This is a genomic window from Halomonas sp. A29 (genome assembly GCF_046723295.1).
In the GTDB taxonomy this organism is placed as follows: Bacteria; Pseudomonadota; Gammaproteobacteria; order Pseudomonadales; family Halomonadaceae; genus Halomonas.
This window is the reverse complement of record NZ_JAXQPR010000001.1, coordinates 595,838-621,268: the sequence shown is the minus strand read 5'-3', so window position 1 is coordinate 621,268 and position 25,431 is coordinate 595,838. Positions and strand designations below refer to the sequence as shown.

Here is a 25,431-nt window from a genome sequence, read left to right as displayed (position 1 = left end):
CGAAGCGTCGGCGGCGAGCAGCGGCACATCGCGGCTCGAGCCGTTAACTCAACAGCCTTGAAAACACACACGTACCGGCACATGGTCCCGGGTGCTGCCGCGGTAAATCCCGGCGGTCGGATCCATGGGGTACGTGGAGGCCTAACCCGATTTTTCAGGAGTCACCCATGGCACACGTCAATATGCGCGACCTGCTCAAGGCGGGCGCACATTTCGGTCACCAGACCCGTTACTGGAACCCGAAGATGGGCAAGTTCATCTTCGGCGCTCGTAACAAGATCCACATCATCAACCTCGAGCACACCCTGCCGGCCCTCAATGAGGTGATCGACGTGGTCGAGAAGATGGCCGCTTCCAACAACAAGATCCTGTTCGTCGGCACCAAGCGCAGCGCGAGCAAGATCATCAAGGAAGAGGCCAACCGGGTCGGTCAGCCGTTCGTCAACCACCGCTGGCTCGGCGGCATGCTGACCAACTACAAGACCATTCGTCAGTCGATCAAGCGCCTGCGCGACCTCGAGACCATGCGCGAGGACGGCACCTTCGACAAGCTGACCAAGAAAGAAGTCCTGATGGCGACCCGCGAGCAGGACAAGCTCGAGCGTTCCATTGGCGGCATCAAGGACATGGGCGGCCTGCCCGATGCCCTGTTCGTCATCGACGTGGATCACGAGCGCATCGCCATCAACGAGGCGAACAAGCTCGGCATCCCGGTCATCGGCGTGGTGGATACCAACTCCGATCCGGACGGCGTCGACTATGTGATTCCCGGCAACGATGACTCCATTCGCGCCATCCAAATCTACGTCAAGGCGATCGCCGACGCCTGCGCGCGTGCGAAAGAAGGCCGTCCCGACGAGTTCGTCGAGGTCACCGAAGGTGAAGGCGGCGACGCGGCTGCCGCTGCCGAGTAACGGCGAGTCGCCCGGGTCGGCACTGCCGGCCCGGGTGGGCGGCCAACCAAGGCGGCTGCCCGCGACCGTTCCGCTGCGGCGGGGCGGGATTGCACCGGGCCCAAGGGTCCGGCGCCCTTATTACCAGGTCGAACCTACCCGGGTTCCACTTATCAAGAGGTGAATACCATGGCAGCGATCAGCGCTTCCCAGGTCAAGGAACTGCGCGAGCGTACCGGGCTCGGCATGATGGAGTGCAAGAAGGCGCTCACCGAAGCCGATGGTGACATCGAAGTCGCCATCGAGAACCTGCGCAAGAACTCGGGCCTCAAGGCCGCCAAGAAGGCCGGCCGTACCGCCGCCGAAGGTACCGTGGCGACCCGCGTCGCCCAGGATGGCAGCTACGGCGTGGTGGTCGAGATCAATTCCGAGACCGACTTCGTTGCTCGTGATGACAACTTCAAGGCCTTTGCCGACAAGGTCGCCGACGCTTTCTTCGCCGCCAAGAGCGAAGACGTCGCGGCCGTAATGGCCGGTGAGCTCGAGAGCGCCCGTGAGCAACTGGTGCAGAAGATCGGTGAGAACATCGGCGTGCGTCGCTGCGCCGTGGTCGAGGCGCCGGAAGGTGCGCTGGTGGGCGAGTACGTCCACGGCGGCCGTATCGGCGTGCTCACCGTGCTCAAGGGTGGTAACGCCGAAGTGGCCAAGGACGTCGCCATGCACGTGGCCGCGATCAATCCGGCCGTGGCGCTGCCCGAGGACATGCCTCAGGAGCAGCTCGACAAGGAAAAGGCAATCATCCTGGCCCAGCCCGACATGGCCGGCAAGCCGGAGCAGATTGCCGAGAAGATGGTCGAAGGCCGTCTGAAGAAGTACCTGGCCGAGAACAGCCTGACCGAGCAGCCCTTCGTCAAGGATCCCAACCAGTCCGTGGCCGAGTTCGTCAAGGCGGCTGGTGGCGAGGTGCTGGGCTTCACCCGCTTCGAGGTGGGTGAGGGCATTGAGAAGGAAGAGGTCGACTTCGCCAAGGAAGTCATGGAACAGGCTGGCCGTCGCTAAGGTCAGAGGTTCCAGTGCGATGATGGCGTGCGCGCGAGCGCACGCCTTCTCGTATCCGGCCGCTGCGTCGGCCAGCTGTTAGAGTTGCTTCATCCCCTTGCGCCCAGGAGTGTTGCCATGTCCACGCCCGATCACGTCGATAATCCCGCCAAGACCCGCGCCGACAAGTCGAAGTACAAGCGCATCCTGCTCAAGCTCTCCGGCGAGGCCCTGATGGGCGAGCACGACTTCGGCATCGACCCCAAGGTGCTCGACCGCATGGCGCTGGAGATCGGGCAACTGGTCGGTATCGGGGTTCAGGTGGGTATCGTGGTCGGTGGCGGCAACCTGTTCCGGGGTGCGGCGCTGAACGCGGCGGGCATGGATCGCGTCACTGGCGACCACATGGGCATGCTGGCGACGGTGATGAATGCCCTGGCCATGCGCGATGCCCTGGAGCGCTCCAACATTCGCTCGCGGGTGATGTCGGCGATCCCCATGAGCGGCGTGGTCGAGCACTACGATCGCCGCACGGCGATTCGCTACCTGACATCGGGAGACGTGGTATTGTTCTCCGCCGGCACCGGCAACCCCTTCTTCACCACCGACTCGGCGGCCTGCCTGCGCGGCATAGAGATCGACGCCGACGTGGTGGTCAAGGCCACCAAGGTGGACGGCGTCTACGACAAGGATCCGGTGAAGCACGCCGATGCGGTCAAATACGATCATCTGAGCTACGATAACGCGCTCGATCAGAAGCTCGGCATCATGGATTTGACCGCTATCTGTCTGGTGCGGGACCATGACATGCCGGTTCGCGTCTTCAACATGAACAAGCCGGGCGCCCTGCTGAACTTGGTGATGGGCGGCAAGGAAGGCACGCTGATAGACAGAGGTTGATACAGTGATCAATGACATCCAGAAAGATGCTGAAAGTCGCATGAAGAAGAGCGTCGACGCCCTTCATGCCAACTTCAACAAGATCCGCACCGGGCGTGCTCACTCCAGCATCCTCGATTCGGTCACCGTGGACTACTACGGCAGCCAGGTGCCGCTCAACCAGGTCGCCTCGGTCAACGTGGAAGATGCCCGCACCCTCTCGGTAGTGCCGTGGGAGCAGAACCTGGTGCCCAAGATCGAGAAGGCGATCATGTCCTCCGACCTGGGCCTCAATCCCTCGAGCGCAGGCAACGTGATCCGCGTGCCGATGCCGATGCTCACCGAGGAGACGCGCAAGGGCTACATCAAGCAGGCCCGCGCCGAGGCTGAGAACGCCCGCGTAGCGGTGCGCAACGTGCGTCGCGACGCCAACAACGACCTCAAGACCCTGCTCAAGGACAAGGAAATCTCCGAGGACGAGCAGCACCGCGGCGAAGACGTGATCCAGAAGCTGACCGACAAGTACATTGCCGAGATCGACAAGCAGCTCGAGGCGAAGGAACATGACCTGATGCAGGTCTGAGCAGCGCCGGACGGTGGCCTGTCGTGTCGCTGTCCGGTCCTCCCATCCCCATTGCGAGACACCATGACGTCAGCGCAGACCTCCGCATCGCAGATGCCACCGAAGCCGCCCGGCGACGACCTGCCGCGACACGTGGCGATCATCATGGACGGCAACAATCGCTGGGCGCGTGCGCGTGGGCTTTCCGGCATTCGCGGCCATCGTGCCGGTGTCGAGGCCGTGCGTGCGGTAATACGGCGTGCCGCCGAACGCGGTATCGAGACCCTTACCCTGTTTGCCTTCTCCAGCGAGAACTGGCGCCGGCCCGAAGCCGAAGTTCGTGCCCTGATGGAGCTGTTCCTCATTGCGCTCAAGCGCGAGGTGAGAAAGCTGCATGACAATGGTATCCGACTCTCGGTGATCGGTGATCGCAGCGCCTTTTCCCCGTCCATACAGAAGTATATCGACAAGGCCGAGGCGCTGACCCGCGACAACCGGCGTATGCACCTCGTGGTTGCTGCCAACTACGGCGGTCGCTGGGACATCGCCACGGCGGCTCGACGCCTGGCCGAGCGCGCCGTGGCCGGCGAACTCGACCCCGCCACGATCGATGAACACCGGCTTCAGAGCGAGCTGTGCCTGGCCGTCGAGGCGCCGGTGGACCTTTGCATTCGCACCAGCGGCGAGCAGCGCATTTCGAACTTCCTGCTCTGGCAGATGGCCTATGCCGAACTCTATTTCACGCCGCTGCTATGGCCAGATTTCGATAGCGAAGCCTTCGACATGGCAGTGGACGACTTTCGCCGGAGGCAGCGCCGCTTCGGGATGACCGACGAACAGATCGAGGCCGAAGGTGCTTAGACAGCGGATCATTACCGCGGCGTGGTTGGCGCCGCTGATGCTGGCCGGCCTGTTCGGCCTCACGGGTGTACTGTTCGCCGCCTTCACCGGGGCCATCGTGATGCTGGCCGCCTGGGAGTGGACCAATCTCGCCGGAGTGGCCGATACGCGCCAGCGCCTGGTGCTGGTGGCCGGCCTGGCGCTGCTGATGTTGCTGCTGTGGGTTTTCGGTGCCGCCCTTGCGGCCTGGCCGCTGTGGTTGGCAGTGGTTGGCTGGCTCGTCAATCTATACTGGGTCACTCGCTACCCGGCGCAGCGCGAGCAATGGCAGTCCACTGCCACGCGTCTGGCCATGGGGCTGTGGGTGCTGCTGCCGGCCTGGGTCGGCCTCAACGTGCTGCGCGACACCGGCGGCGTGTGGCTGCTCTACGTGCTGCTGTTGGTGTGGGGGGCCGACATTGGCGCCTACTTCAGCGGCCGCGCCTGGGGGCGTCGCAAGCTGGCACCGGCGGTCAGCCCTGGCAAGTCGTGGGAGGGCGTCGCTGGTGGTGCCGTCGTGACGCTGCTGCTGGCGCTGCTGTTCGCCGTATGGCAGGGGTTGGGCGTGGCGGGAGGCCTGGGGCTAGTGATCGTTACTGCGGTGGTGACACTGGTTTCGGTGCTCGGTGATCTGTTCGAGAGCATGCTGAAGCGCTTTCGCGGTATCAAGGACTCCAGCAACCTGCTGCCCGGCCATGGCGGGGTGCTCGACCGTATCGACAGCCTGACCGCCGCCGTGCCGCTTTTCGCCCTGTTCTCCCTTGGTGTTCTGTGAAGTGGGTGGCGGTGACATGAGCGAGCCGCTTCGGCAGCAGAGCGTCACGGTGCTGGGGGCCACCGGCTCCATCGGTACCAGTACGCTCGATGTGGTCGCACGTCACCCCGGGCGCTACCGCGTGCACGCACTGACCGCGCACCGCTCCCGCGAGGCACTACTGGCGCAATGTCTGTATCATCGTCCCGCCGTGGCGGTGCTCGACGACGAGCGAGACGCCGCCTGGCTGCGTGAGCAGCTGTCCCAGGCGGGCCTGGCCACCGAGGTGCGTGCCGGAGCGGGGGCGCTGATGGAGGTGGCAAGTGCCACCGAGGTGGACGTGGTGATGGCTGCCATTGTCGGCGCCGCAGGATTGCTGCCGACGCTTGCAGCCGTGCGCGCCGGCAAGCGTGTGCTGCTGGCCAACAAGGAGGCGCTGGTGATGTCCGGGGCGCTGTTCATGGATGCCGTGGCGCGTCATGGCGCCACGCTTCTGCCGATCGATTCCGAACATAATGCCATCTACCAGTGTCTACCACCCGAGCATCGCGGTGGTCTGTCCCGTCATGGCGTGACCCAGCTGCTGCTGACCGCTTCCGGCGGCCCTTTTCGTGGTTGGACGCGGGAACGCCTGGCCACGGTGACGCCCGAGCAGGCCTGTGCCCACCCCAACTGGTCGATGGGGCGCAAGATCTCGGTGGACAGCGCCACGCTGATGAACAAAGGACTGGAGCTCATTGAGGCGTGCTGGCTGTTCGATGCCCGCCCCGAGCAGGTACAGGTGGTGGTGCATCCGCAGAGCGTGATCCACTCCATGGCCGCCTATAGCGACGGTTCGGTGCTGGCGCAACTGGGCAATCCGGACATGCGCACGCCGATCGCCTACGGGTTGGCCTGGCCGGAGCGCATCGAGGCCGGGGTCGAGGCGCTGGACCTGTTCCAGATCGCCCGGCTCGACTTCGAGGCGCCCGACGAGACGGCCTTTCCCTGCCTGCGGCTGGCTCGCGAGGCCATGCGGCTGGGCGGCACGGCGCCGGCCGTTCTCAACGGGGCCAACGAGGTGGCCGTCGACGCCTTTCTGGCGGGTCGGTTGAGTTTCCTGGGGATCGGCGAGCTGGTTGCCGAAATTCTGGAGGCGCTGCCGGTCGAGGCGGGCAGCGACCTGGAAACCATCCTCGCTGCCGATGCCCGGTCGCGCCAGGGCGCGCGCGAGTGGCTGGAAAGGCGATGAGCCGGTTCGCACCGGTAGAGCGTAGTTTTTCAAGGAGGCTTCTTTGGGCCTGATCCAGAACGTGCTGGCCGTCATCGTGGTGCTGGGCCTGTTGATTACCTTCCACGAATACGGTCACTACTGGGTGGCGCGTCGCTGCGGTGTCCGCGTGCTGCGCTTCTCGGTGGGCTTCGGCAAGCCGATCTGGTCCCGTGTCGACCGTCACGGGACCGAGTTCGCCGTGGCCGCCATTCCGCTTGGTGGCTACGTCAAGATGCTCGACGAACGCGAAGCCCCGGTGCCTGGTGATCAGCTCCACGAAGCGTTCAACCGCAAGACGGTGTGGCAGCGCATCGCCATCGTCGCAGCGGGCCCGTTGGCCAATTTCCTGCTCGCCATCGTCGCCTATTGGGCGCTGTTCGTTGCCGGTACCACCACGGTGGCCCCGATGGTGGGCGATGTCAGCCCCGACTCACCCGCAGCTCGCAGCGGCCTGCAGCACGGTCATGAGATCGTCGCGGTGCAGGGCAATGGCGTACGCTCCTGGGACGAGATCAACCTGCGCCTGATCGCCGATATCGGTTTCAGCGGCGAGCTGACGATCCAGGCGCGCGAGGAGGCTTCCGCCGACCCGCGCGAATACCGGCTGCCCGTGCAGGACTACCTGGTGCGCCAGGATCCGCCCCAGCCGTTGGCTACGCTTGGCATTACGCCCTGGCAGCCGCGTTTCCCCGCCGTGCTGGGCCAGGTGATCGAAGGCCAGGCCGCCGCCGAGGCAGGACTCGAGAGCGGCGACGAGATACTCACCGTCAACGGCACGGCCATCGATGAGTGGATGGACTTCGTCAGTGTGGTTCGGGCCAGCCCCGGTGAGGCCCTGGAGCTGGAAGTCGCCCGTGGCGACGAGCGTCTCGTGTTGACGCTCATGCCGGGCTCACGTGAACTCGAGACGGGGGCCTCCATTGGCTATGTCGGCGCCGGCGTCGAGCCGGTAGAGTGGCCCGAGGAGTTTCGGCGCGAGATCCGCTACGGTCCCGTGGCGGCGGTGGGGCAGGCCGTGAACCGCACCGGCGAAATGACGCTCCTCACGCTGGACGCCATTCGCAAGATGCTGGTGGGGCTGATTTCGCCGACCAACCTGTCGGGCCCCATCACCATCGCTCAGATGGCTGGGGATACGGCGCGCACTGGGCTGGAGAGCTTCGTCAGCTTCCTGGCCTATCTCTCGATCAGCCTGGCGGTGCTCAATCTCTTGCCGATTCCGATACTTGATGGCGGCCACCTGCTTTATTATTTCGTCGAAGTGGTGCGCGGCCGACCGGTTTCGGAGCGGGCCCAGGCGTTCGGGCTGCGGATCGGTCTGGCGCTGGTTGGCATGCTGATGCTGATGGCCCTGTATTTCGATCTGATGCGTCTCTGGTAGCAAGCGCCCCTTTCGGGGCACAGGGAGGCAGAGCTTCGCTCTGCCTTGTCAGTCACCCGCACATATGTATATGGTGCCTGTCTGGACAGGCAGGCGGATCAACGCGAGCGAAGCGACTGCATGAATATCAAGACCCTCGGACTGGCGGCACTGCTGCTGGCCGGTTCCAGTACGGTGCTGGCCGAATCTTTTGAAGTTTCAGACATTCGCGTGGAAGGGTTGCAGCGGGTTTCCGCCGCCTCCGTCTTCAACGCCTTTCCCATCAGTGCGCGAGATCAGGTGGATGACCGCGAGCTTGCCGAGGCGGCCCGCAGCCTGTTCGCCACCGGCCTGTTCGAGGACATCCAGCTTGCGCGCGACGGCGACGTGCTGGTGATCCAGGTCGTCGAGCGTCCGACCATTTCACGGCTCAACATCAGCGGTAATCGGCGGCTCTCCGAGGACGATCTGCGCCGCGGACTGCGCGAAGGCGGGCTGGCGGAAGGCCAGGTGCTGCAGATCTCGACGCTCGAGGACATCCAGCGCGAACTCGAGGGCGTCTACCAGGCCCAGGGGCGCTACAGCGCCCGTATCGAGACCAGCGTACGGCAGATCGACGAGGGCCGGGTCCAGGTCGACATCGACATTAACGAAGGCGCCGTGGCCAAGATCCGCCAGATCAACATCGTCGGCAATCGTCAGTTCGACGACGACGAACTGCGCGAGGTCTTCGAGCTCAACGACCGTCCGGGTCGCTTCTTTGGCTGGTTCTCCAAGGACGAATACTCCCGTGAGGCGCTGGCGGGGGATCTGGAGCGGCTGCGCTCCTTCTATCTCGACCGTGGCTACGTCAACTTCAACATCACCTCCACCCAGGTCTCGATCAGCCCGGACAAGTCGCAGATCTTCGTCACCGTCAACGTCGACGAGGGCGGTCAGTACCGCCTGGGCAATATCGGTTTCGTCGGCGATCTGCAGATCAGCGAGCGCGAGGCACGCAACCTGTTGCAGGTGGAGAGTGGCGACATCTTCTCGCGCAGCGATGTCACGGCTTCCACCGAAGCACTGCGCTCGCGACTGGGTGCCGAGGGCTTTGCCTTTGCCCGGGTCGAGGGCGTACCGCAGCCGCGGGCCGATGGTTCCACCGTCGATCTCACCTTCAGCGTGGATGCGGGGCGGCGCGCCTACGTGCGACGTATCAACTTCATCGGCAACACCACTACGCAGGACGAGGTGCTGCGCCGTGAAATGATCCAGATGGAGGGGGCGCCAGCCTCCACCGATTCGATCAGCCAGTCGCGCCGCCGCCTGGAACGGCTGGGCTTCTTCCGTCAGGTAGAAGTGGAAACTCAGCCGGTGGCCGGCGAGTCCGACAAGCTCGATGTCACCTATACGGTGGAAGAGCAGCCGTCCGGCTCGATCTCGGCCAGCATCGGCTTTTCCCAGAGCGCCGGGGTGATCTACGGTGCGGCACTGGCCCAGAACAACTTCCTGGGTACCGGTAACCGGGTCAACATCGGCGCCCAGCGCAGCGACACCTTCACCAGCGTCAATTTCGGCTACACCAACCCTTACTGGACCCTCGACGGCATCTCGCGCGGCTACAACCTGTTCTACCGCGAGACCAACTACGAGGATTCGGATATCTCGACCTACTCCACCGACGCCTACGGCGCGGGGATCAACTTCGGTTATCCGATCAGCGAGTTGTCGCGGCTCAACTTCGGTGCCAGCCTCGAGGACCTGACGGTCAAGACCTATCGCGATACCGCCTCCGAGATCGTGCGCTACGTCGAGGAGCAGGGTGAGAGCGCGCAGAGCCTCAAGCTCACCGCTAGCTGGACGCGCAACAATCTCAACCGCGGCATCATGCCCACTTCCGGGGACTATCAGCGCCTGTCGCTCGAGACCGCAGCGCCGGGCAGTGACGCCGACTACTTCAAGCTGCGTGCCCGTGCCCAGCAGCTCTTCGCCCTCAATGAGGAAGAGACCTGGGCGCTGAAGTTCGGCACCACCCTGGGCTATGCCGACAGCATCGGCAGCGATCCCTATCCGTTCTATGAGAACTTCTTCGCCGGCGGCCTGGGCTCGGTGCGTGGCTTTACTGGCAACACCCTGGGGCAGCGCACCACGCCGCGCGAATCCGGGCGTGACCGTACCATGGGCGGTAACGTGCTGATCGAAGGCAGCGCCGAGTTGCTATTCCCGCTACCCTTCATCGAGGATCAGCGTTCGCTGCAGACCGGCTTCTTCGTCGACGCCGGTAATACCTTCCTGACCAGTTGCTACCCGGTAGTGGAAGGGGACGGCCCTTCACGCTGCTCTTCGGGGGTCGACCTGGGCGAGCTTCGCTACAGCATCGGCGTGGGCCTCTCCTGGCTGACGCCAGTAGGGCCGCTGACCTTCAGCATTGCCGAGCCGCTCAATGCCGAAGGTAGCGATGACACCCAGTTCTTCCAATTCTCGCTGGGTCAGACTTTCTGATCCGGCCCCCAGGAGGGTATCCCCACATGCGCAAGTTGACAGCCATTCTTTGCCTGGGGTTGTCCGTCGCCCTGGCAGCGCCGGCCCACTCGGCCGAGGTTGCGGTGCTGGATTGGCGCCAGGCGTTACTCGCTTCCGATGCCGCCCAGCGCTCGATGCAGCAGCTCGAGAGCCGCTTGTCCGGGCAACAGCAGGAAGCACAGTCGTTGGGCCAGGAACTGTCGCGCTTGCAGCAGCGCCTGCAGCAGGAGGGCGATAGCCTTCCCGATGCCGAGCGCCAGTCCCTGATTCAGGAATTCCAGCAGAAGGGCAGCCGCTTCGAGCAGTTGCGCCAGCAGATCATGGAAGAGCAGATGCGCGCCGAGCAGGAGTTCCTGCAGCAGGCCGAGCCGAAGCTCGATCAGGCCGTGGAACAGGTTATCTCGCGGCATGGGGTCCAGGTACTGGTGGAGCCCCAGGGCGTGCTGCATTCCGATCGGGACCTGCCCAACCTGACCGGTGAAGTGATCGAAATCCTCAACTCTCTCAACTGATCCATTGCGGCAGGTCGACCCTGCCGCACGCTGTCGACACGGGTTTCCATGACACACCCTGCTACTCCAGAATTCACCCTGGCCGAGCTGGCCGAACGGCTTGGCGCTCACCTGGTCGGCGATGGCAGCCACCGGGTCCGGGGGCTGGCCACTCTCAAGGATGCCGGCCCCGATCAGGTAGCTTTCGTGGCCAATCGCTCCTACCTGAAGGAACTCGCCAGCGCGCGGGCCGGTGCCGTGTTGCTGCATCCGGAGCATGCCAAGTCCTGCCCGGTGGCTCGCCTGGAGTTGCAGAACCCGTATCTGGGTTATGCCCACCTGTCGCAGCTGTTCGACCCGATACTGGCAGCACCGCAGGGGGGCATCCATCCAGCGGCCGTGGTGGCCGACGACGTGGCGCTTGGCGAGCGGGTCGTGATCGGCCCCAATGCCGTCATCGAAGCCGGCGTCGAACTGGGCAACGAGGTAGTGGTCGGCGCCGGTTGCTTCATCGGGGCGGGCTCGCGCATCGGCTCGGGTTCGCGTCTGCATCCCAATGCCACCGTCTGCCATGGCGTGATCATTGGTGCGCGGGCCATCCTGCACAGCGGCTGCGTGATCGGCGGCGACGGTTTCGGCTTCGCCCACGATGGTAGCCGCTGGCACAAGATCGCTCAGCTCGGTGGGGTGATACTGGGCGATGACGTCGAGGTGGGTAGTTGCTCGAGTATCGATCGAGGGGCGCTGGACGATACCGTGATCGGCAATGACGTGAAGATCGACAGTCAAGTGCAGATCGCACACAACGTGCGCATCGGTGACCATACCGCCCTTGCCGGCTGCGTCGGCATTGCCGGCTCTACCCGGGTGGGCAGGAACTGCATGCTGGGCGGCGGAGTGGGGCTCTCCGGGCACCTGACGATCTGTGACGGTGTGCAGGTCACCGGCATGAGTCTGGTGACCAATTCGATCCACGAGCCGGGCGTCTATTCCTCGGGTACCGGGGCCATGTCCAACGCACAGTGGCGTAAGAACGCGGTGCGTTTCAAGCAGCTCGACGACATGGCCAGGCGTCTGGCACGTCTCGAGAAGCGTAACCACGAGGGTTGAGACGGGATCGGGCGGCGCTATAATTCTCGCCTGCCTGATGCGGGCGTTTTTTCGGGGAGCCGAGGCGATGCGCGACAACGCTCGCAATGGCTTCCCTACTTCATTTCAGAGGTCGCTACGATGGTAATGGACATCAACGAGATTCGTGAGTATCTGCCGCACCGATACCCTTTTCTGCTGATCGATCGGGTACTGGAACTGAACCTCGGCGAATCCATCGTTGCCTACAAGAACGTCAGCATCAACGAGCCGTTCTTCAACGGCCATTTCCCTCACCATCCGATCATGCCCGGCGTGCTGGTGCTCGAGGCGCTGGCCCAGGCATGCGGCATCCTCGGCTTCAAGACTGTCAACAAGCTGCCTGCCGACGGCTACGTCTATTATCTTGTGGGTAGCGACAACGTGCGTTTCAAACGGCCGGTAATGCCGGGGGATCGCCTGCGGCTGGAAGCGAAGGTCGAACGTGAAAAGCGTGGCATCTGGAAATTCGCCTGCCGTGCTACGGTAGACGGTGAGCTGGCCTGCGAGGCCGAAGTCATCTGTGCGGAGAGGAAGGTTTCTTGATACATACCACTGCCATCGTCGACCCTGGAGCACGTCTGGCCGAGGATGTGGAAGTCGGACCCTTCAGCGTTATCGGGCCCGATGTCGAGATCGGCCCTGGCAGCCGTATCGGCCCGCACGTGGTCATCAAGGGGCCGACCGTGCTCGGGGCTCGGACCCGTATCTTCCAGTTCGCCTCGGTAGGCGAGGACTGCCAGGACAAGAAGTATGCCGGCGAGCCGACGCGACTGGTGATGGGCGACGACAACGTCATTCGCGAGTGTGTGACATTGCACCGCGGTACTGCCCAGGATCGCGGCGAGACCACCATCGGTTCGCGCAACCTGTTCATGGCTTACGTGCATGTCGGCCATGACTGCGTCATCGGCAACGATTGCGTACTGGCCAACCAGGCTACCCTGGCAGGTCACGTCACCCTGGGCAACTTCGCCATCCTCGGCGGGCTGTCGGCTATCCATCAGTTTTGTCATTTCGGTGATTACGCCATGGCTGGCGGTGGCTCGATCATCACCAAGGACACCCCTGCCTTCGTCATGATCAATGGCAACCCGGCCAAGGCCCACGGGCTCAACCTGATCGGACTCAAGCGGCGTGGCTTCTCGGCCGAGGCCATCAAGGCCCTGGGGGAGAGCTACCGGCTGGTCTATCGCCAGGGACTGACCGTCGCCCAGGCGCTGGAGGAGATCCGCAGCCGCTATTCGCTGGCCGAAACCGAAGCCTTTGCCGCCTCCATCGAAGTCTCGACACGGGGCATCATACGCTGACACGACCTGGCCACGGTTCCGATATGAGCAAGATCGCGCGTGTCTACATCGTCGCTGGCGAAATGTCCGGCGACCAGCTCGGATCAAGCCTGATGCGGGCGCTGAAAGCTCGTCATCCCCACGCCGAGTTTCGCGGCATCGGGGGGCCTGGCATGATCGCCGAGGGGATCGATAGCCGCTTCCCGCTCGAGACGCTCTCGGTCATGGGGTTGGTGGAGGTGCTCAAGCACCTGCCCGAGCTGATTCGGGTGCGCCGTGCGCTGCGTGCCGACGCCCTGGCCTGGCAACCGGACATCATGATCGGCATCGATGCGCCCGACTTCAATCTTGGCCTCGAGCGTCAACTGCGCGAAGCGGGCCTCACCACGGCCCATTACGTCAGCCCCACGGTGTGGGCATGGCGTCAGGGCCGGGTGAAGGGCATTGCCCGATCGGTGGACGCCATGCTTACCTTCCTGCCCTTCGAAGCGGCCTTCTATGAGCGTCACCGCTTGCCGGTGGCCTTCGTTGGCCATCCGCTGGCCGATGAATTGCCATTGACCAATGACCGTGCCGCTGCCCGCGCTGAACTCGGCCTGTCATCAAGCGGCCCGGTGCTGGCCGTGCTGCCGGGGTCGCGGGCCAACGAGATCCGCTTCCTCGGCGAGACCTTTCTCGACGCCGCCGAGCGGCTATGCCGCGACCGCCCGGCGCTGAGAGTGGTGATTCCGGCAGCGACTCCGCTGCGCCGCGAAGCCCTCGAAGGGCTTCTCGAACAGCGGCCGCTGCTCGCCGAGCAAGCCGTGCTTCTCGACGGCCAGGCCCGTCAGGCGATGGTGGCCAGCGACGCCGTGCTGCTGGCATCGGGTACCGCGGCGCTGGAAGCGATGCTGTGCCACCGCTCGATGCTGGTCGGTTACCGCATGGCACCACTGACCCACTGGTTGGCGAGCCGCCTGGTCAAGACCCAGTGGATCTCGCTGCCCAATCTCATCGCCCAGGAAACACTGGTACCCGAACTGATCCAGGATGATGTCAGCGTGGAGGCGATCGTCGAGCGGATGGGGGCGATGCTCGACGACATCGAAGGGCGCACGGCCCTCGAGGAGCGCTTCGCCGCCCTGCACGCAGGGCTGCAGCGCAATGCCAGTGCGAGGGCGGTCGACGCCATCGAGGCGCTGGTTGCAGGGCGGCCGCTGCCCGAGTCGGTGGCGAGCGAAATGCTGGAACACGTTGCCACTGCCTCAGGCAAGAGGAACGAGGCATGAACGATTGCCAACTGCCACCGCTGACGATCGACTACCAGGGCCATCTGCTGGCCGGCGTCGATGAGGTGGGTCGTGGGCCGCTGATCGGCGCGGTAGTTGCGGCCGCGGTGATCCTCGACCCGCTGCGCCCCATCGAAGGCCTGGCCGATTCGAAGAGGCTCACGCCCCAGCGCCGCATGGTGCTCGACGCCGAGATCCGCGACAAGGCGCTGGCCTTTGCCGTGGCCGAGGCGAGCCACGCCGAGGTCGACGAGTTCAACATCTACCATGCCACGCATCTGGCCATGCGGCGGGCCATTGATGCGCTGCCGCTGGTACCGGAGTACCTGCTGGTGGACGGCAATCGCCTGCCCGGGCATCATGTTCCCGGCCAGGCAATCGTCAAGGGCGATGCTCGCCATCCAGCCATCGCCGCGGCTTCGATACTGGCCAAGGTGGCTCGCGACGCCCAGATGGTGGCCCTCGACGGTCTTTTTCCCGAGTACGGTTTCGCCCGCCACAAGGGCTACGCCACGCCCGAGCACCTGGATGCGCTGGAGCGCCTCGGGCCGCTGCCGGAGCATCGCCGCTCCTTCGCCCCGTTGAAGGGGCAGCTCGAGCTGCTCTAGAGCGTTAGCCGCTGCTGCTCGTAGCGAGGACGCCGGATCGGCCCGAGCGGAGCAGGACTCTGAGCCGTACCGCAGGATCGATAGCCTGTTTTACGTGTCGACCATTTACCGCCAAGCCCCGAGCCTCTTATGACCTCGCCCTTCGTACATCTGCGCGTCCATACCGAATACTCCCTGGTCGACGGCCTGGTGCGGCTCAAGCCGCTGCTCAAGGCCACCGCCGAGCAGGGCATGCCGGCGCTGGCCGTGACCGACGAAACCAATCTGTTCGGCCTGGTCAAGTTCTACCGCGGTGCCCAGGGCAGCGGCCTCAAGCCGGTGATCGGCGCCGATCTCTGGCTTGCCAATCCCCATGACGAGACACACCCCTACCGCTTGACCCTGCTGGCAATGAACGGAGTCGGCTACCGCAACCTCACCGAACTGATTTCGCGCGGCTGGATGGAAGGGCAGCGCCAGGGGCGTGCACTGCTCGACAAGGACTGGGTGCTGGCTCAGAACGCAGGGCTGATCGCCCTTTCCGGCGGCCGCGAAGGCGAGATCGGCCGGCATCTGCTGGCCGACCATCTTGACGAGGCGCGCACGCTGCTCGAGGAGTGGAAAGCCGCCTTTCCGGATCGCTTCTATCTGGAGCTGACCCGCACCGGGCGGCCGCTGGAGGAGGAGTGCGTGCACCTCTCGGTGGAGCTCGCCATGGCCACGGGCACGCCGGTGGTGGCCACCAACGACGTGCGCTTTCTCGAGCGCGACGATTTCTGGGCCCACGAAACCCGCGTGTCGATCGGCGAGGGCAAGGCGCTGGACGACCCGCGCCGCGAGCGCAAATACACCGAAGAGCAGTACCTCAAGAGCCCGGCGGAGATGGCCGAGCTGTTCGCCGACATCCCCGAGGCGCTCGAGAACAGCGTGATGATCGCCGCGCGCTGCAACGTCGACGTGCGCCTGGGCGAGATCTTCCTGCCGGAGTTCGAGATCCCCGAGGGCATGACCCAGGACGAATTCTTCCGCAAGGTCTCCCACGACGGCCTCGACGAGCGCCTCGACTTCCTCTACCCGCCCGAAAAGTACCCCCGCGACAGCGCCGAGTATGCCGAGATCGACAAGCGCTATCGCGAGCGGCTGAATTTCGAGCTCGACATCATCATCCAGATGGGCTTTCCCGGCTACTTCCTGATCGTGATGGACTTCATCCAGTGGGCCAAGGACAACGACGTCCCGGTGGGGCCGGGGCGTGGCTCAGGGGCAGGCTCCCTGGTGGCCTACGCGCAGAAGATCACCGACCTAGACCCGTTGGAGTACGACCTCCTGTTCGAGCGCTTCCTCAACCCCGAGCGGGTCTCGATGCCCGACTTCGACGTCGACTTCTGCATGGAGAAGCGCGACCGGGTGATCGAGTACGTGGCCGACCGTTATGGGCGCAACGCCGTGTCGCAGATAGTCACCTTCGGCACCATGGCGGCCAAGGCCGTGGTGCGCGACGTGGCCCGCGCCCAGGGCAGGCCCTATTCGCTGGGCGACAAGCTCTCCAAGCTGATCCCCTTCGAGGTGGGCATGACGCTGGCCAAGGCCATCGAGGCCGAGCCGGCGCTCAAGGAGTTCGTCGAGAACGACGAAGAGGCCGCCGAGATCTGGGAGATGGCGCTCAAGCTCGAGGGCATCACCCGCGGCACCGGCAAGCACGCCGGCGGCGTGGTGATCGCGCCGACCAAGCTCACCGACTTCTCGCCGCTGCTGTGCGACGAGGAGGGCAATGGGCTGGTGGTGCAGTTCGACAAGAACGACATCGAGGAGGCCGGGCTGGTCAAGTTCGACTTCCTCGGTCTGCGTACCCTGACCATCATCGACTGGGCACTGGAGATGGTCGACAAGGTACGGGCCGTCAAGGGCGAAGGACCGCTCAACATCGACAGCATCCCGCTCGATGACGGGAAGACCTTCGAGATGCTCAAGCGCGCCGAGACCACGGCGGTGTTCCAGCTCGAATCCCGCGGCATGAAGGAGCTGATCAAGCGCCTGCTGCCCGACTCGCTGGAGGACATGATCGCCCTGGTCGCCCTGTTCCGCCCGGGGCCGCTGCAGTCGGGCATGGTTGACGACTTCATCAACCGCAAGCACGGTCGCGCCGAGCTCTCCTACCCGCATCCGGACTACCAGCACGAGTGGCTCAAGCCGGTGCTCGAGCCCACCTACGGCATCATCCTGTACCAGGAGCAGGTGATGCAGATCGCCCAGGTGCTGGCGGGCTACAGCCTGGGCCAGGCCGACATGCTGCGCCGCGCCATGGGCAAAAAGAAGCCCGAGGAGATGGCCAAGCAGCGCGCCGGCTTCATGGAGGGCTGTGCGGCCAACGGCATCGACAAAGAGCTGGCCGGCAACATCTTCGACCTGGTGGAGAAGTTCGCCGGCTACGGCTTCAACAAGTCGCACTCGGCGGCCTACGGCCTGGTCTCCTACCAGACCGCCTGGCTCAAGGCGCACTATCCCGGCCCGTTCATGGCCGCGGTAATGTCCACCGAGATGGACAACCTCGACAAGGTGGTACCGCTGATCGAGGAGTCGCGGCGCATCGGCCTGACCGTGACCCCGCCGGACGTCAACATCGGCGGCTACAAGTTCACCGTGGATACCGAGGGGCGTGTGGTCTACGGCCTGGGCGCCATTCGCGGAGTGGGCGAGGGCCCCATCGGCGCCATCGTCGAGGCACGCGAGGCCGACGGGCCTTTCACCGACCTGTTCGACTTCTGCCGTCGGGTCGACCCCAAGCGCATGAACAAGCGCACCCTGGAGGCATTGATCCGTTCCGGGGCGCTCGACAACCTGGGACCGAACCGGGCGGTGCTGGCCGCCGCGCTGGACGACGCGCTCAAGGCCGCGGCCCAGACCCAGAGCAATCAGAATCTGGGCATGATGGACATGTTCGGCGAGGCCTTCGTCGACGAGCAGGCCGATAGCGACCCCTACGAGGCCTATCGCCGTGCCCGTGAGTGGACCGACAAGGAGCGCCTGGCCGGCGAGAAGGAGACCCTCGGGCTCTATCTCACCGGGCATCCCATCGACGAGTACGAGAAGGAGCTTTCGCGCTTCGTCTCCACGCGCATCAGCGATCTCAAACCCTCGCGCGAGCCGCAGCGAGTGGCGGGCCTGGTGGTGGCCATGCGGACCATGAAGTCCAAGCGCGGCGATACCATGGCCTTCATCACCCTGGACGACCGCACCGGGCGCATCGAGGCGTCGCTGTTCGGCGAACTGTTCGATTCCCTGCGCGGCCAGATTGAGGCCGACCAGGTGCTGATCGTCGAAGGCGAGGTCTCCAGCGACGACTTCTCGGGTGGCCTGCGCCTGCGCGGCAAGGAGGTCACGCCGATGGTGGCCGCCCGCGCCCGCTTCGGCGAGGCGGTGGAGCTGTCGCTGGATGGCACCCGGGTCAACGGTCGTCTGGTGGACAGCCTGCGCGCCAGCCTCACGCCGCACCGCGACGATAGTGGCCTGCCGGTGCGCCTGCGCTACCGCAACGACGCGGCCGCCGGCTGGCTGGAGCTGGACGCGCAGTGGCGCGTATCGCCCTGCGACGAGTTGCTGATAGCGCTGCGCGAGGTGGAGGGGCAGGATGGCGTGCGCCTCAAATACCGCTAGGCCTAAGAAAAGTGCCTGCGCTCGGTCATACGGCGTTAAAAAACGGCTTAAAATGCTCATTTACTAAAGTAAACTCCGCTTTTGCGCCGTTTTTTGCCTTGTCTGACCATCGCTCGCCGACTTTTCGACAGGACCTGGACTCACCACCTTGGCTGCGAGCGGCGCCGGGGACAGGTCGCAGCGGAGGTCTTTTGCCATGGATGGCAAAAGTAGCGCCCAGGGATGGGTTCACAGCGCCTCCGCAGAGACCTGTCGCCGGAAAAGCCGCTGTTCCGCGCCTTGCGCCGTGCGTTGAGGGTGCGATAATGCCCGACACTCGATTTTATGGCTTCCGGGACGAACAGCGTTCATCATGCCCCGGCGACAGCAATGACAAGGCGGCCCAGCCACTATGAATCCCAATTACCTCGATTTCGAACAGCCCATCGCCGAACTCCAGGCCAAGATCGAAGAACTGCGCCTGGTCGGCAACGACAGCAAGCTCAACCTCAGCGACGAGATCAGTCGCCTCGAGGAGAAGAGCCGCAAGCTCACCGAGTCGATCTTCAAGGACCTGAGCCCGTGGCAGGTGTCGCAGCTCTCGCGCCACCCCCAGCGGCCCTATACCCTCGACTACCTCGAGCATATCTTCACCGATTTCGACGAGCTGCACGGTGACCGCCGCTTTGCCGACGACCCGGCCATCGTCGGCGGTATTGCCCGCTTCGACGACCGTCCGGTGATGGTCATCGGCCACCAGAAGGGGCGCGACGTGAAGGAGAAGGTGCGCCGCAACTTCGGCATGCCGCGCCCCGAGGGCTACCGCAAGGCGTGCCGCCTGATGGAGATGGCCGAGCGCTTCAAGATGCCGGTACTCACCTTCATCGATACCCCGGGCGCCTACCCCGGTATCGATGCCGAGGAGCGCGGTCAGAGCGAGGCCATTGCCTACAACCTGGCGGTCATGTCGCGGCTCAAGACGCCGATCATCTCCACGGTGGTGGGCGAGGGTGGTTCCGGTGGGGCGCTGGCCATTGGCGTGTGCGACGAGCTGGCCATGCTGCAGTACTCCACCTATTCGGTCATCTCGCCCGAGGGTTGCGCCTCGATCCTGTGGAAGAGCGCCGAGAAGGCCGCCGATGCCGCCCAGGCGATGGGCATCACCGCCGAACGGCTCAAGGAGCTGGGCTTCGTCGATACCTTGATCGAGGAGCCGCTGGGCGGTGCCCACCGTCATCCGCAGACCACCGCCGAACGGGTCAAGGAGGCCTTGCTGGCGAGCCTCGAGCGGCTCGAGGCGATGGATACCGAGGCCCTCCTGGAGCGGAGATACGAAAGGTTGATGAGTTATGGAGCGCCGGCATAGCAACGTGTCGCTCCAGGCCCTGATCGATGACGCCCTGGCGGAGACCCCGCCGGGGCGTGTCGTCTGGGTGGCGCTCTCCGGCGGGCTGGATTCGAGCCTGCTGCTGACTCTGACGGCAGCGGCGTGCCGGCGCCATCCCCGACCGATCCATGCGCTGCATGTCCACCACGGCCTGCAGGTTGCCGCCGACGGCTTCGAGGCCCATTGCCGGCGGCTCGCCTCGCGGCTGGGTGTGCCGCTGTTCATTGAGCGTGTAACGGTCGATCAGACCGCCGGGCTGGGGCTCGAAGGCGCGGCGCGACAGGTGCGCTATGCCGCCTTCTCCCGCCGGGTGGCGCCGGGCGAGACGCTGTGGCTGGCCCAGCATCGCGACGACCAGGCCGAGACCTTCCTGCTCGCCGCCCTGCGCGGCAGCGGCGTGCGCGGCCTGGCGGGCATGCCGCCAGGCCGCGAGTGGCAGGGAAGGCATCTCGTGCGCCCCCTGCTCGCCCGTTCGCGGGCCGAACTCGAAGCCGAGGCCGTGCGGCTCGGGGTACGTTGGGTCGACGATCCCTCCAATGCCGACGAAGCGTTCGACCGCAATTTCCTGCGCCGTAGCGTGCTGCCGCTGCTGCAGTCGCGCTGGCCCCACGCCGCCCAAGCCCTGGCGGGCAGCGCGCAGCGTGCCGCCGAAGCGGAGCTTCTGCTCGACGAGCTGGCCCATTGCGACCTCACCGCGCAAGGCGGCGACCCTGCCCGACTGCCGCTGGCGGGGCTCAGGGCGCTGGCGCCGGCACGTCGACGCTCGCTGGTGCGGTATGCCTGCCGCCGGCTGGGGCTGGCACCGCCGCCGTCTGCACGGCTCGAGAACCTGCTGATTCAGCTCGAGGCTCGCCACGACGCCCGGGTGCGGCTCGACTGGACCGGGGCCGAGGCCCGGGTCTGGCGCGGAAAACTCTACCTACGACCGATACACGCGACCCTGGGGGTGGGCTGGTGCACCGAGTGGGATGGCGCGCCCCCGCTGCCGTTACCCTGGGGAGAGGTGCACATGGGGCTGGCTCCAGCCGATGGTCGTGCGGTGCGGCTGACCCTGAGGGCGAGACAAGGAGGAGAGCGGCTGCGCTTGGCAGGGCGGGGCGGACGGGACCTCAAGCGCCTGCTGCAGGAGCTGGATGTGCCGCCTTGGGAGCGTGAACGGCTGCTGGTGGCCTGGCATGACCAGACGCCCGTAGCGGCGCTTCAGCCCGATTCGTTACGCTGGGTGGCAGTGGCGGAAGGGTGGCAGGCCTCGATAGGGCGCGGGTAAGGCCCCTATCGGCTCGCTACCCCATGGACCAGCATATCGAGAAGCACGCCTTCACGCAGCGCGCCATCGGCATAGCACATCGTAGTCAGTTCGAACGCCTCGAAAATCGCCCCAAGGATAGCGACGCCGGCAGGGAAGATGCGCGCACGGTCGGGCTTGAGCCCCTCCAGGGCGACCCGATCGAGATGGCCGCAGGCGATCAGGCGCTGGCGCAGCGCCTTCAATCCGCTTCTGTTGATCTCGCCGGGGGGGCCGCCGCTGGCGGCAAGCACCGAGGCGGCTGCCTTGATGGTGCCGCTGGAGCCCAGCGCTTCGTCCCAGCCCAGCTCGCCGTAGCTCGCCTGCAGCGGTGCGAGCTGAGCCAGTACGTCCGCTTCGGCCTGATCCATGCGTGCCGCGCTCAACTGGCCATCGGCGAAGTGGCGCTGGGTATGGGTGACGCAACCGATGTCGAGGCTCTCCAGCATCAGCGGTTCCAGCCGTTCGCCGATAATGAATTCGGTGGACCCGCCACCGATGTCAACGATCAGGCGACGACCGTTCTCGGCCAGGGCATGGGCCGCGCCCAGGTAGATCAGGCGGGCCTCCTCCTGCCCGGGTATTACCTCGACGCGACAGCCGAGCAACGCTTCCGCCCGGTCGATAAAGACCTGACGGTTGCGAGCCGTGCGCAGCGCACTGGTACCCACCACGCGCAGGCGATCGGCAGCGACCCCGTCCAATAGCGGGGCGAAACGGGAGAGGCAAGCCATGGCTCGCTGTATCGAGGCTTCGTCCAGACGGTTGTCGGCATCGAGGCCGGCGGCCAGTTGCACCTTCTCACCCAGCCGGGCCACTACCTGCAGCCCTCCATCATCCTGGTAATGTGCCACCAACAAATGAAAGCTGTTGGAGCCCAGATCGATGGCGGCCAGGCGCTGTGCCTGGGCCAAATCGGGGGCGTCGCCGACGAGCTGGGGCCGTTCCGTGGGTGAGTTCATCGAAGCATCCTGATAGCGAATGGCTAAAGGGTGCTGCGACTCCGCGGGCGTGTCAATCGCATGAGGTTGATCTACGGGGTTGCGTTCCTCGCCGGCCTTGACTAACATCGGGTCGTTCGCCTGTTCCGAAATGCTTTCCGACCGAGACACGACGTCCGCGTCGCGGTCAACATCAAGTCGTCAGTCAGCCCCTTTTTTGTCGCTCGTAGTCATGTGCCGATAGCCATGGTGGCACTTGAAACGCACCAGGCGATGAGTCCAAGCGACAAGAAGCGCTGCTCCCTCGAACACGATACCGTGCCGGTGACCCTTGCGCAGAGTGGTCGTACCGTGACGGGCATCGCTCATGAGCGACAGCCTCCCGGGCTCTGAACGCACCCAAGCGGCGTACCGTTTTTCTCCGCACCATTCCCACGGCCGCCGTGCCGCCACGCTGACATGAGCAACTTCCGAACGCACCGATGAATCTTACCGAACTCAAGCAAAAATCCGTGCCGGACCTCCTGGAGATCGCCCGTGAGATGGGCATCGACAACCTGGCCCGCTCGCGCAAGCAGGACATCATCTTTGCCATCCTCAAGAAGCACGCCAAGAGCGGCGAGGATATCTACGGCGATGGTGTACTCGAAATCCTCCAGGACGGCTTCGGCTTCCTGCGCAGCGCCGACAGCTCCTATCTGGCTGGCCCCGACGACATCTATGTCTCGCCGTCGCAGATCCGGCGCTTCAATCTGCGCAAGGGTGATTCGATCTCCGGCAAGATTCGTCCGCCGAAGGAAGGGGAGCGTTACTTCGCGCTGCTCAAGGTCAGCCAGATCAACTTCGACAAGCCGGAAAACGCCAAGCACAAGATCCTGTTCGAGAACCTCACGCCGCTGTTCCCCCAAGAGCGGCTGCGTATGGAGATCGGTAACGGCTCCACCGAGGATCTCACTGCGCGCATCATCGATCTCACCGCACCCATCGGCAAGGGCCAGCGCGGTCTGATCGTCTCGCCGCCCAAGGCGGGCAAGACGCTGATGCTGCAGAACATCGCCACCTCGATCACGCGCAACAACCCCGAGTGCCACCTGATCGTGCTGTTGATCGACGAGCGTCCGGAAGAAGTGACCGAGATGTCGCGCACCGTGCGCGGCGAGGTGGTCGCCTCGACCTTCGACGAGCCGCCGGCGCGTCACGTGCAGGTCGCCGAGATGGTCATCGAGAAGGCCAAGCGCCTGGTCGAGCACAAGATGGATGTAGTCATCCTGCTCGACTCCATCACCCGCCTGGCCCGCGCCTACAATACCGTGGTGCCGAGTTCCGGCAAGGTACTCACCGGTGGTGTCGACGCCCACGCCCTGGAGAAGCCCAAGCGCTTCTTCGGTGCCGCGCGCAACATCGAGGAGGGCGGCAGCCTGACCATCATCGCCACCGCGCTGGTCGATACCGGCTCGAAGATGGACGAGGTGATCTTCGAGGAGTTCAAGGGCACCGGCAACATGGAAGCCCACCTGGACCGCAAGCTCGCCGAGCGCCGCGTCTACCCGGCCCTCAACATCCGCCGCTCAGGCACTCGCCGCGAGGATCTGATCGCCTCCGAAGACGAGATGCAGCGTATGTGGATCCTGCGCAAGCTGCTCAACCCGATGGACGATACCGCCGCAACGGAATTCCTCATCGATCGTCTGAAGGATACCAAGACGAACCTCGAGTTCTTCGAAGCCATGAAACGCCGCTAGGTTTGATCGGCGGTGCGGAAAGGGGCAGCATGCTATGCTGCCCCTTTTGTCGTTCCGGAAACGGGAATTGGAATGAAGTACAAGGACCTGCGCGACTTCATCGCCGCTCTGGAGGCTCAGGGCGAGCTGATACGTGTTTCTGCCGAGGTGGACCCCTACCTCGAGATCACCGAGATCTGCGACCGTACCCTGCGTGCCGGTGGCCCGGCGCTGCTGTTCGAAAACGTCAAAGGGCATGACATGCCACTTCTGGGCAACCTGTTCGGCACGCCGAAGCGAGTCGCCATGGGCATGGGCCAGGACTCGGTTTCGGCCCTGCGCGAGGTGGGCGAGCTGCTCGCCTTCCTCAAGGAGCCCGAACCGCCCAAGGGGTTCCGTGATGCCTGGGACAAGCTGCCGATCTTCAAGCAGGTCATGAGCATGGGCCCCAAGACGGTGCGCAGTGCCCCGGTGCAGCAGGTTGTACTGGAGGGTGACGACGTCGACCTCGGCCGGCTGCCGATCCAGCACTGCTGGCCCGGCGATGCCGCGCCGCTGGTCACCTGGCCACTGGTGGTTACCCGCGGGCCGCTCAAGAAGCGCCAGAACCTGGGCATCTACCGCCAGCAGAAGCTCTCCAGGAACCGGCTGATAATGCGTTGGCTGTCCCACCGCGGCGGTGCGCTCGACTTCCAGGAGTTCCAGCAGACCAACCCCGGTGAGCCCTTCCCGGTGGCGGTGGCGTTGGGTGCTGACCCGGCCACCATTCTTGGCGCAGTGACACCGGTGCCGGATTCGCTTTCCGAGTACGCCTTCGCCGGACTGCTGCGTGGCTCGCGCACCGAACTGGTCAAGTGCGGCCACGCCGACCTCGAGGTGCCGGCTTCGGCCGAAATCATCCTCGAGGGCTTCATCTATCCCGATGACGTGGCGCCGGAAGGCCCCTACGGCGATCACACCGGCTACTACAACGAGGTCGACGAGTTCCCGGTATTTACCGTGACGCGCATGACCATGCGCCGCGACGCCATCTATCATTCGACCTACACCGGAAGGCCTCCCGACGAGCCGGCGATCCTGGGGCTCGCGCTCAACGAAGTGTTCGTGCCGATCCTGCGCAAGCAGTTTCCCGAGATCGTCGACTTCTATCTGCCGCCGGAAGGGTGCTCCTATCGCATGGCGATAGTGACCATGAAGAAGCAGTACCCGGGACATGCCAAGCGCGTGATGATGGGCGTGTGGAGTTTCCTGCGCCAGTTCATGTACACCAAGTTCGTGGTAGTGCTCGACGATGACGTCAATGCTCGCGACTGGAAGGACGTGATCTGGGCCATCACCACCCGCATGGACCCCGCCCGGGACACCGTAATGGTCGAGAACACGCCCATCGACTACCTCGACTTCGCCTCCCCGGTGGCGGGGTTGGGGTCCAAGATGGGGCTGGACGCCACCAGCAAGTGGCCCGGCGAGACCGATCGAGAATGGGGTACGCCCATCGTCATGGACGAAGCCGTAAAGGCCCGCGTCAGCGAGCGCTGGAACGAGCTGGGTATCAGCCTGCCCCCCACACCCTGATGAC

Annotated in this window: 21 protein-coding genes and 1 pseudogene; 21 read left to right on the top strand and 1 reads right to left on the bottom strand. The window is 64.8% G+C overall.

The features are described 5' to 3' along the window. The first annotated feature begins 167 nt into the window (after positions 1-167). The 18 genes from rpsB (at position 168) to tilS (ending at position 21,172) form a co-directional block, all read left to right on the top strand. Complete coding sequence (gene rpsB, locus SPH52_RS03010; RefSeq protein WP_411793512.1) at positions 168-914, top strand: 30S ribosomal protein S2; 747 nt, start codon at positions 168-170, stop codon at positions 912-914. A 168-nt stretch (positions 915-1,082) separates the two neighbouring features. Continuing rightward, a complete protein-coding gene (tsf, locus tag SPH52_RS03005; RefSeq protein ID WP_411793511.1) occupies positions 1,083-1,952 on the top strand; it encodes a translation elongation factor Ts in 870 nt (289 codons plus the stop codon). A 117-nt stretch (positions 1,953-2,069) separates the two neighbouring features. Beyond that, complete coding sequence (gene pyrH, locus SPH52_RS03000) at positions 2,070-2,831, top strand: UMP kinase (RefSeq protein ID WP_411793510.1); 762 nt, start codon at positions 2,070-2,072, stop codon at positions 2,829-2,831. Positions 2,832-2,835: 4 nt separating this feature from the next. Next, the gene (gene frr / locus SPH52_RS02995) at positions 2,836-3,393 is read left to right on the top strand and encodes a ribosome recycling factor (protein WP_411793509.1); all 558 of its coding nucleotides are present in this window, start codon (positions 2,836-2,838) and stop codon (positions 3,391-3,393) included. A 63-nt stretch (positions 3,394-3,456) separates the two neighbouring features. Further along, entirely contained in the window at positions 3,457-4,233 is a 777-nt protein-coding gene (gene uppS, locus SPH52_RS02990) for a polyprenyl diphosphate synthase (RefSeq protein WP_411793508.1), read from the top strand. Continuing rightward, positions 4,226-5,026, top strand: a complete 801-nt coding sequence (locus SPH52_RS02985) for a phosphatidate cytidylyltransferase (protein WP_411793507.1) — start codon at positions 4,226-4,228, stop codon at positions 5,024-5,026. The genes uppS and SPH52_RS02985 overlap by 8 nt, the downstream gene beginning before the upstream one ends. 16 nt (positions 5,027-5,042) lie before the next feature. Further along, complete coding sequence (ispC, locus tag SPH52_RS02980; RefSeq protein ID WP_411793506.1) at positions 5,043-6,236, top strand: 1-deoxy-D-xylulose-5-phosphate reductoisomerase; 1,194 nt, start codon at positions 5,043-5,045, stop codon at positions 6,234-6,236. A gap of 43 nt (positions 6,237-6,279) precedes the next feature. Further along, positions 6,280-7,638 carry a sigma E protease regulator RseP gene (gene rseP, locus SPH52_RS02975; protein WP_411793505.1) on the top strand — a complete coding sequence of 453 codons (1,359 nt, stop codon included), beginning with the start codon at positions 6,280-6,282 and terminating at the stop codon, positions 7,636-7,638. A 120-nt stretch (positions 7,639-7,758) separates the two neighbouring features. Then, positions 7,759-10,101 (top strand): outer membrane protein assembly factor BamA, encoded by a 2,343-nt coding sequence (gene bamA / locus SPH52_RS02970; RefSeq protein ID WP_411793504.1) that lies wholly within the window; start codon positions 7,759-7,761, stop codon positions 10,099-10,101. Between the two features lie 26 nt (positions 10,102-10,127). Beyond that, positions 10,128-10,634: an OmpH family outer membrane protein gene (locus tag SPH52_RS02965; RefSeq protein ID WP_411793503.1), complete on the top strand. Its 507-nt coding sequence runs from the start codon at positions 10,128-10,130 to the stop codon at positions 10,632-10,634. Positions 10,635-10,682: 48 nt separating this feature from the next. After that, the gene (lpxD, locus tag SPH52_RS02960) at positions 10,683-11,723 is read left to right on the top strand and encodes a UDP-3-O-(3-hydroxymyristoyl)glucosamine N-acyltransferase (RefSeq protein WP_411793502.1); all 1,041 of its coding nucleotides are present in this window, start codon (positions 10,683-10,685) and stop codon (positions 11,721-11,723) included. A 120-nt stretch (positions 11,724-11,843) separates the two neighbouring features. Then, on the top strand, positions 11,844-12,287 hold the full coding sequence (fabZ, locus tag SPH52_RS02955) for a 3-hydroxyacyl-ACP dehydratase FabZ (RefSeq protein ID WP_263582367.1): 444 nt from the start codon (positions 11,844-11,846) through the stop codon (positions 12,285-12,287). After that, positions 12,284-13,051 carry an acyl-ACP--UDP-N-acetylglucosamine O-acyltransferase gene (lpxA, locus tag SPH52_RS02950; RefSeq protein ID WP_411793501.1) on the top strand — a complete coding sequence of 256 codons (768 nt, stop codon included), beginning with the start codon at positions 12,284-12,286 and terminating at the stop codon, positions 13,049-13,051. The genes fabZ and lpxA overlap by 4 nt, the downstream gene beginning before the upstream one ends. 23 nt (positions 13,052-13,074) lie before the next feature. Beyond that, positions 13,075-14,298 (top strand): lipid-A-disaccharide synthase, encoded by a 1,224-nt coding sequence (lpxB, locus tag SPH52_RS02945; RefSeq protein ID WP_411793500.1) that lies wholly within the window; start codon positions 13,075-13,077, stop codon positions 14,296-14,298. Then, positions 14,295-14,906 carry a ribonuclease HII gene (rnhB, locus tag SPH52_RS02940; protein ID WP_411793499.1) on the top strand — a complete coding sequence of 204 codons (612 nt, stop codon included), beginning with the start codon at positions 14,295-14,297 and terminating at the stop codon, positions 14,904-14,906. The genes lpxB and rnhB overlap by 4 nt, the downstream gene beginning before the upstream one ends. A 129-nt stretch (positions 14,907-15,035) precedes the next feature. Further along, entirely contained in the window at positions 15,036-18,539 is a 3,504-nt protein-coding gene (gene dnaE, locus SPH52_RS02935; protein ID WP_411793498.1) for a DNA polymerase III subunit alpha, read from the top strand. A gap of 391 nt (positions 18,540-18,930) precedes the next feature. Further along, complete coding sequence (gene accA, locus SPH52_RS02930; RefSeq protein ID WP_411793497.1) at positions 18,931-19,884, top strand: acetyl-CoA carboxylase carboxyl transferase subunit alpha; 954 nt, start codon at positions 18,931-18,933, stop codon at positions 19,882-19,884. After that, on the top strand, positions 19,868-21,172 hold the full coding sequence (gene tilS / locus SPH52_RS02925; protein ID WP_411793496.1) for a tRNA lysidine(34) synthetase TilS: 1,305 nt from the start codon (positions 19,868-19,870) through the stop codon (positions 21,170-21,172). Before accA ends, tilS begins: the two co-directional genes overlap by 17 nt. A gap of 32 nt (positions 21,173-21,204) precedes the next feature. Here the strand turns inward: tilS and SPH52_RS02920 are convergent. Next, a pseudogene (locus tag SPH52_RS02920) lies at positions 21,205-22,152 on the bottom strand (Ppx/GppA family phosphatase); the annotation flags it as partial. A 225-nt stretch (positions 22,153-22,377) separates the two neighbouring features. Between SPH52_RS02920 and SPH52_RS02915 the strand changes: the two are divergent. The 3 genes from SPH52_RS02915 (at position 22,378) to ubiD (ending at position 25,427) form a co-directional block, all read left to right on the top strand. After that, positions 22,378-22,524 carry a hypothetical protein gene (locus SPH52_RS02915; RefSeq protein ID WP_411793495.1) on the top strand — a complete coding sequence of 49 codons (147 nt, stop codon included), beginning with the start codon at positions 22,378-22,380 and terminating at the stop codon, positions 22,522-22,524. Between the two features lie 89 nt (positions 22,525-22,613). Continuing rightward, positions 22,614-23,873: a transcription termination factor Rho gene (gene rho, locus SPH52_RS02910; protein WP_411793494.1), complete on the top strand. Its 1,260-nt coding sequence runs from the start codon at positions 22,614-22,616 to the stop codon at positions 23,871-23,873. A 72-nt stretch (positions 23,874-23,945) separates the two neighbouring features. Beyond that, on the top strand, positions 23,946-25,427 hold the full coding sequence (ubiD, locus tag SPH52_RS02905; protein ID WP_411793493.1) for a 4-hydroxy-3-polyprenylbenzoate decarboxylase: 1,482 nt from the start codon (positions 23,946-23,948) through the stop codon (positions 25,425-25,427). Positions 25,428-25,431 lie beyond the last annotated feature (4 nt).

Bases quoted from the DNA above. Each gene is read 5' to 3' on its own strand.
- rpsB (WP_411793512.1), top strand. From the start codon at position 168: ATGGCACACGTCAATATGCGCGACCTGCTCAAGGCGGGCGCACATTTC.
- tsf (WP_411793511.1), top strand. From the start codon at position 1,083: ATGGCAGCGATCAGCGCTTCCCAGGTCAAGGAACTGCGCGAGCGTACC.
- pyrH (WP_411793510.1), top strand. From the start codon at position 2,070: ATGTCCACGCCCGATCACGTCGATAATCCCGCCAAGACCCGCGCCGAC.
- uppS (WP_411793508.1), top strand. From the start codon at position 3,457: ATGACGTCAGCGCAGACCTCCGCATCGCAGATGCCACCGAAGCCGCCC.
- ispC (WP_411793506.1), top strand. From the start codon at position 5,043: ATGAGCGAGCCGCTTCGGCAGCAGAGCGTCACGGTGCTGGGGGCCACC.
- bamA (WP_411793504.1), top strand. From the start codon at position 7,759: ATGAATATCAAGACCCTCGGACTGGCGGCACTGCTGCTGGCCGGTTCC.
- SPH52_RS02965 (WP_411793503.1), top strand. From the start codon at position 10,128: ATGCGCAAGTTGACAGCCATTCTTTGCCTGGGGTTGTCCGTCGCCCTG.
- lpxD (WP_411793502.1), top strand. From the start codon at position 10,683: ATGACACACCCTGCTACTCCAGAATTCACCCTGGCCGAGCTGGCCGAA.
- fabZ (WP_263582367.1), top strand. From the start codon at position 11,844: ATGGTAATGGACATCAACGAGATTCGTGAGTATCTGCCGCACCGATAC.
- lpxB (WP_411793500.1), top strand. From the start codon at position 13,075: ATGAGCAAGATCGCGCGTGTCTACATCGTCGCTGGCGAAATGTCCGGC.
- rnhB (WP_411793499.1), top strand. From the start codon at position 14,295: ATGAACGATTGCCAACTGCCACCGCTGACGATCGACTACCAGGGCCAT.
- dnaE (WP_411793498.1), top strand. From the start codon at position 15,036: ATGACCTCGCCCTTCGTACATCTGCGCGTCCATACCGAATACTCCCTG.
- accA (WP_411793497.1), top strand. From the start codon at position 18,931: ATGAATCCCAATTACCTCGATTTCGAACAGCCCATCGCCGAACTCCAG.
- tilS (WP_411793496.1), top strand. From the start codon at position 19,868: ATGGAGCGCCGGCATAGCAACGTGTCGCTCCAGGCCCTGATCGATGAC.
- SPH52_RS02915 (WP_411793495.1), top strand. From the start codon at position 22,378: ATGGTGGCACTTGAAACGCACCAGGCGATGAGTCCAAGCGACAAGAAG.
- rho (WP_411793494.1), top strand. From the start codon at position 22,614: ATGAATCTTACCGAACTCAAGCAAAAATCCGTGCCGGACCTCCTGGAG.
- ubiD (WP_411793493.1), top strand. From the start codon at position 23,946: ATGAAGTACAAGGACCTGCGCGACTTCATCGCCGCTCTGGAGGCTCAG.